Origin of the sequence: Pseudomonas sp. (assembly GCF_030690725.1) — a bacterium.
GTDB lineage: Bacteria > Pseudomonadota > Gammaproteobacteria > Pseudomonadales > Pseudomonadaceae > Aquipseudomonas.
In genome coordinates this window covers 24,539-30,538 of sequence record NZ_JAUYGD010000050.1, presented here as the reverse complement: position 1 = coordinate 30,538, position 6,000 = coordinate 24,539, and the positions used below count along the sequence as shown (strand labels likewise).

The window sequence follows — 6,000 nt, the reverse complement described above, 5'->3', positions numbered from 1 at the left end:
GATGGCGTTGAGCGCAGCGATACCCATCGAGCGTTTTATACCTGTATCCGATTGTAGTGGCTGAAATCCATGATGGGTTACGGCGCGGTTATTCTGCTGGCAGCAGGTCAATTTGTGGGCGCCTAACCCATCCTACGGTCTGACAACGCAGGATAACGGCGCCAAAGGGTATACCCGGTTGTGCCAATGGAAAGATATCGCCCTGTCTACGGTTCGCGGCCAAGACCCCTCCTACAAGTGCGGTGGTGCTCTTGTGGGAGGGGCCTTGGCCGCGAATGGCGCAGGCTCTCCCGGAACGGCCGCGCCACCACACTGGAGATCTCGACGCTTGCGTCGGAGCCTTGCCCCACTGGATGCGACCAACTGGTCGCGGGAGATCGCTCAGACGTCGACCCGGATGCCCAGGGCCGCCAGGCGCGGCAGGTCTTCCGGGCGGTCGACATCCCACAACACCGGCAATAGCCGATGCTGCCAATTCAGCTCTTGCAGGCGCTCGCAAGTCTTGCTCAAGACCTGGCCGGTCCCCCAGGGCATGTCGTGAAACAGCATGGGGTCGACGCAGCGCAAGCCGAGCAGGACATAACCACCATCCTCGGCCGGCCCCAGCACAACAGGCTGGCCGTGCAATGCCTCGCAAGCACCACTGAGGTATTCGCCGTCCAGCGCCGGGCAATCGTTGCCGATCAACACCACGGCGTCGCTTCCCGCCAGCCCCAGGGTCGCTATGCGTCGCATGCGTTCACCCAAGTCGCCGGCGGGCTGCTCGACCAGCGTCCAGCCCAACTGATCGGCGAGTGCCTGCAACTGCGCATCCGGACTGTCGTCCAGCCACAAAAAACGTTGCGTGAAGCCATGCTCCGGAAGCTGCAAGGCCCGCTCGAGCAATGACCGCTGCAGGTCGCACGCCCCCTCTTCACCCAGAACAGGAATCAGCCGGGTCTTCACCTGCCCAGGCACAGGTGCACGCGCCAGCATGTGCAAAGAGATAGACAGTTTCATAGCGGTGGCCCTCGGTGATACTGCCGCGCCAACTGCTCCGGGCTGGCGCCACAATAGTAGGCCAGCCGCAGACGCCACATGAACAACACAGTACGCCAAATGCCCTCTTGCTCCCAGCGCCTGCTGGAAGTTGTCAGCGGAGGACGCATGCAACGCGGTCGCACCCGTTTTTTCAGGCGCCTACTCAGCTCGATGTCTTCCATCAAGGGGATGTCCGCGAAACCACCCAGCGCCCCGAACGACTCACGGACGATGAAGATCCCCTGGTCGCCCGTCGCCACACCGGTCAAGCGCGAGCGCATATTGATCATCGTACCGATCAAACGTAGAGCCAGACCACTGCCCGACAAACGCACATCGAAACGCCCCCAGATTGGCCGTTCCGTCAACACCGCGCGCAAACGCTCGATGGACGCGGCACTGACCCGGGTGTCGGCGTGCACGAACCACAGGTAATCCCCATGCGCGACAGCGGCACCGGCATTCATTTGCCGTGCGCGCCCGGCCGGCGCCTCGAGCAATTGGTCGACCTGCGCAGCAGCCAGCGCACGAGTGGCATCGCTGCTGCCGCCATCCACGACGATGAGCTCCGCGCCGGCGGCACGCAACGGCGCCAGGTCCGCCAGCAGCAGCGGCAGGGCGGCCGCCTCATTACGCACCGGGATGATCACGCTGAGCGACGGCATCACGGGCGCGGGCCCTGCTCGCCCGGATCAACCGGATCAACCGGGTCAACCGGGTCAACCGGGTCATCGTCGCTCATCTCCGGCGGATTGCCATCGAGCATCTGATCCTGCACCACCTGTTCGTCGACCCGCGGGTCGAGAGCGGCAACCAAGGGTGAACTGCTCATGTTGCTCGGCATCGGGATATGGTGCAGTGGGGCATCATCGACCTGGTGCAGGTGGGTGATGTTGGCCGGACGCACCCGCCAGACCAGGATCAAGGCCGAAGCGCAGAAGAAGACATAGAGCATGTTGGCGCCCAGGAAGCGCATCAGCACACCAGCCAGCAGCGAGCCAATACTGGCGCCGATGCCGAAGGTGACCAACAGCATCGCCGTCAGCGATACCCGCCGCTCGCCCTCGACGTGGTCATTGGCGAAGGCCACGGCCAGCGGATAGAGACTGAACTGCAACAAGCCGACGATGAAACCGACGCCGAGCACTACCCACAAATTCGCCTGGGGCATCAACGCCAGAGGCAGCGCCGCCAGGATCAACAACGCCGCACAACCACGGATCAACTTGGCCCGGTCGTAACGATCCGACAACCAGCCGAGCGGCCACTGCACCACCAGGCCGGCGATGATACAGCTGCCCATGAACAAACCTACCTGCTCGGTCGACAAACCCATACGTGCCGCATACAGCGGCGCCAAACCGTAGAAAGCACCGATCAGCAGACCGGCCACGGCAATGGTCATCAGCGACAACGGCACCCGTTTAATGAAGAAGCGCAATTCCAGCGGCGCCGGATGCATGGGTGCCGGGTGCAGCCGGTGAGTCAAGGCCACCGGCACCAGGCACAAGGCAAAAGACAATGCCACCAGCATCAGCAACTCAAGGCCAAGGGCCGGATACGTTACCAACGCCAACTGACCGAGGATCAACCCCAGGTAGGAGGCGGCCATATAACCGGAGAACACCTGACCGCGCTGACTGGTTTCCGCCTGCTCGTTGAGCCAGCTCTCGATCACCATGTACTGACACATCGAGGCCACGCCTACCACCAGACGCAACACCAGCCAGACCGATAGCCAGTCGCTCAGGCCATGACCGAGCACCGCCGCGGTCACCACCCCGGCACAGGCCACATAAGCGCGAATATGCCCGACTCGGCCGATCAACCGATGCCCCAGTTTGCCACCCAGCACCAGGCCGATATAGTTGGCAGCCATCAGGGCGCCCACCCACAGCCCATCCACAGTGTCAGCCAGACGCAGCGCCAGGTAGGTACTCAACAAACCCGACCCCAGAAACATCAGCAGGGTGGCGAAATACAGTGAACGGAAAGACTTCAGAATAAGGCGCATGACTCTGCGAATAACTCCTTGATTGACGACTGAACCGCTCCATACGAACGGCGCGGCCACGATAGCCGCAACAAATGAATAAATAAATGAAGCATAGAGCACAGCAGCAAAGGCCAAGCGCGATGCAGGCAAGCATGCACCTGGCCCGTATCAATCGGAACTGCAGCAGGCTGGAGCGGGGCGCGCAGCCCGACAACCCGGCAGCAGTCAGAGGTGGTGCAAATATCGAACGCCGTTGCCAGACTCTCCAGGCCTTCGCGGCAAGATGCAGCGGCATGCCGCGTTCCACTCGGAGCGTGGCGGCTCGGGCGGCGTTCCGTTCGGCACGCAGCGACAACCTGCCAACTTGGTGCCGCACCGATGAATCATGGTGCACTGCCTGCGGCGAGTGACACCCTACGGGTCGCGGATCGCTCGAAGTAATTGGTCGGTGCCCACTGCGGCACTTCATGAAGACGGTCGCAGTAGACGAGCGTTCATGCCTGTACAGCCAGAACCCGGCGTTCCCAGGGGGTGATCTCGTCGAAGTAACTGCTCATTTCCAGGGTCTTGCTGGCGATGTAGCCTTCGACGAATTCCTTGCCGAACAGTTCTACTGCCAATCGACTGTTTTTCAGACGCTCGATAACGGCATGCAGGGTACAGGCTAGCGTCAATTTATCCGGCACTTCGAATTCACTCTGCATCGGCGCCCGGTAAGCGGTTTTCCACTCGCCGCGCCAGCGGCGCGCTGGCCGGAATACGCAGACCCGCGGCGCGATTGCCATCCGACCAGCAAGGATTTGTTACTCGAAAGCGATCTGCAGATATAAACATCTAATATTTAGATATTATAAATCGTAAAATAACAGCACAAAAAACCCCACGAAACAACCTGTTAAATCCCCTGAAACAGCCGAAATAAAAGGCTCAAGGACTACTATCGATGGCATCGATTATTACCATGCCTGAGCTGCACTTCTTCATCTATTTTTCATCAGTAATATGGGCTCCGTAGCCACTTACCGCCCCCACGAGGAGCCTGAAGATGAAAAAGAAAATTCTTGCCAGCCTGATCCTGGCCAGCTTGTCCGTTAGCGCCTTTGCCCTGCCACAAAGCGCTCCGCAACCCCAGTCCGGAGGCGTTAATGCCGACAGCACCCTCGCCGCCGACGGTGCCGATCGCACCGGCATCAAGCGCATCGCCGAAGATGGCGCCGATCGTACCGGCGTCAACCGTCTTGCCGAAGATGGCGCCGATCGCACTGGCGTCAACCGCATAGGCTGATATCCACCCGCTGAACGGGCCGACCACCGCAACCCGTCCATGCAAAAACAAAAAGGCGCCCTATCCGGCGCCTTTGCTGTTTCTACTCTCCCCGACTGCCCTAATCCAGGCCCAGGCGCGCCAGGCGTTCTTCCAGTTCGGCCACCCGGGCTTCCAGTGCATCCAGGCGACTCTCATCGTATGCGCTGCCGCCCGGACGCTCGACGTGGCTCACGCGGGCTTCCATGATGGCCTGGAGGTCGAGCGGATCGCCCAGCAGGTGCATATAACGATCCTCGCGCTGCCCGACCTGGCGCGGCAACTGGCAGAGCAATCCACGGGTGATCAAGCGCTCCAGATTGTGCTGCAGCTGCTCGGCATCCTCGAACGCATACATGCGGCTGCTGCGCGTCAGCAACTCGTTGACCGTTTGCGGTCCGCGCAACAGCAGCAGGCCGATCAACACGACCTGGGCCGTCACCAGCTCCAGCGCCTTGTCTGCGCGATGCTCCCAGCGATCGGCGCGACTGCCCATCACCAGGCGGCTCAGGCCCCGCCCCTCGAGACTGCGCAAACCCTGACCGACCTGCCCGGCCGTGAGATTCATCAAGGGTTCGCGACTGGTTTTCTGGTTGCAGGCCAGCACCAGAGCATTCAGGGTCAGCGGATAGACTTCCGGGGTGGTCGCCTGCTTCTCGATCAGGCAGCCCAGCACTCGCGCTTCGGCGCTCGTCAGCGGCACATCGATGGGCGGTATTGTGGTTTCGCTGGTCATGACAATTCTCTATGGCTCGAACGTGCCGATAGACTAGCTCGACTGGCGCCGGCTTGACATGATTAGCACCAGACAAGCGGTATATGCAGACCGCAGCCCTTCGTAGAAACCCGCTTGCGGCAGTCCGGTAACCCGCGTCCTGGATAGCCACGGGTTACAACACGCATAGCGCGCCCCTGGAGGGTGCCAGGTTATTGGCAGACTGAAACACAAAAGGCTTACGCCATGCGCAAGCCTTTTTCATATGGCGTCCCCTGCTGGAATCGAACCAGCATCTAGCCCTTAGGAGGGGCTTGTTCTATCCCTTGAACTAAGGGGACTGGGTAACTCTGCTTGTAACTCTGCTCGGCAATCCTGCCGACCGGGCCGCATGTTAACCAGCCTCGGCAGATTTGTCATGTCACCGCCATCAACCCGCGGCCATACTCCAAACCACCGAGGAGATCGCCATGACCCAATCAGCATCCAGGGATGTACCGGATTCCCCATTTGCCGACTTCACCCTGCGACCCGCCTGCCCCGGCGACGCCCAGGCGCTGAGCGCGTTATTGCAGCAACTGGCGCCGGACGAAGCGCGCCCCGACCCAAAACTGCTGGCCTTGCACCTGAACGAGCCCGCGCTGAACCGCGTGGTACTGGTGGCCGAGCGCGACGGCAAACTGCTCGGCACCTGCACGCTCAACCTGATCGACCACCTGGCGCACAACTTCGCCCGCTCGGCAATTCTCGAGGATGTGGTGGTGGATGCCGACGCCCGCGGTCTGGGTATCGGCCAGGCCTTGATCGGCAAGGCCGGCGAACGCGCCCGCGCCCTGGGCTGCTACAAGCTGGCGCTGTCGAGCAACCAGCGCCGCGAAGACGCGCACCGTTTCTATGCGACCCTTGGTTTCAAGCCCCATGGCATCAGCCTGGCGCTGCGCCTCGACTGAATGACGAAGGCGCGCC

General features: G+C 61.5%; 6 protein-coding genes, 1 tRNA gene and 1 pseudogene. 2 read left to right on the top strand and 6 right to left on the bottom strand.

The annotated features are described in order from the left end of the window. Positions 1-381: 381 nt before the first annotated feature. The 4 genes and pseudogenes from Q8O69_RS12170 to Q8O69_RS12155 form a co-directional block, all read right to left on the bottom strand. On the bottom strand, positions 382-999 hold the full coding sequence (locus Q8O69_RS12170) for a TIGR04282 family arsenosugar biosynthesis glycosyltransferase (protein WP_305592454.1): 618 nt from the start codon (positions 997-999) through the stop codon (positions 382-384). After that, on the bottom strand, positions 996-1,685 hold the full coding sequence (locus Q8O69_RS12165) for a TIGR04283 family arsenosugar biosynthesis glycosyltransferase (RefSeq protein WP_305592456.1): 690 nt from the start codon (positions 1,683-1,685) through the stop codon (positions 996-998). Before Q8O69_RS12165 ends, Q8O69_RS12170 begins: the two co-directional genes overlap by 4 nt. Continuing rightward, the gene (locus Q8O69_RS12160; protein ID WP_305592452.1) at positions 1,685-3,034 is read right to left on the bottom strand and encodes an MFS transporter; all 1,350 of its coding nucleotides are present in this window, start codon (positions 3,032-3,034) and stop codon (positions 1,685-1,687) included. Before Q8O69_RS12160 ends, Q8O69_RS12165 begins: the two co-directional genes overlap by 1 nt. Before the next feature lie 476 nt (positions 3,035-3,510). Continuing rightward, positions 3,511-3,817: pseudogene (locus Q8O69_RS12155) on the bottom strand (glutamine synthetase); the annotation flags it as partial. Positions 3,818-4,061: 244 nt separating this feature from the next. Between Q8O69_RS12155 and Q8O69_RS12150 the strand changes: the two are divergent. Further along, positions 4,062-4,301: a hypothetical protein gene (locus Q8O69_RS12150; RefSeq protein WP_305592450.1), complete on the top strand. Its 240-nt coding sequence runs from the start codon at positions 4,062-4,064 to the stop codon at positions 4,299-4,301. Positions 4,302-4,401: 100 nt separating this feature from the next. Here Q8O69_RS12150 and Q8O69_RS12145 read toward each other — a convergent pair whose 3' ends face one another. Together Q8O69_RS12145 and Q8O69_RS12140 are read right to left on the bottom strand one after the other, a co-directional pair. Then, a complete protein-coding gene (locus tag Q8O69_RS12145) occupies positions 4,402-5,055 on the bottom strand; it encodes a YceH family protein (RefSeq protein ID WP_305592448.1) in 654 nt (217 codons plus the stop codon). A 245-nt stretch (positions 5,056-5,300) separates the two neighbouring features. Continuing rightward, positions 5,301-5,375 (bottom strand) — tRNA-Arg (locus tag Q8O69_RS12140). A 129-nt stretch (positions 5,376-5,504) separates the two neighbouring features. Between Q8O69_RS12140 and Q8O69_RS12135 the strand changes: the two genes are divergently transcribed. Beyond that, complete coding sequence (locus Q8O69_RS12135) at positions 5,505-5,984, top strand: GNAT family N-acetyltransferase (protein ID WP_305592446.1); 480 nt, start codon at positions 5,505-5,507, stop codon at positions 5,982-5,984. Positions 5,985-6,000 lie beyond the last annotated feature (16 nt).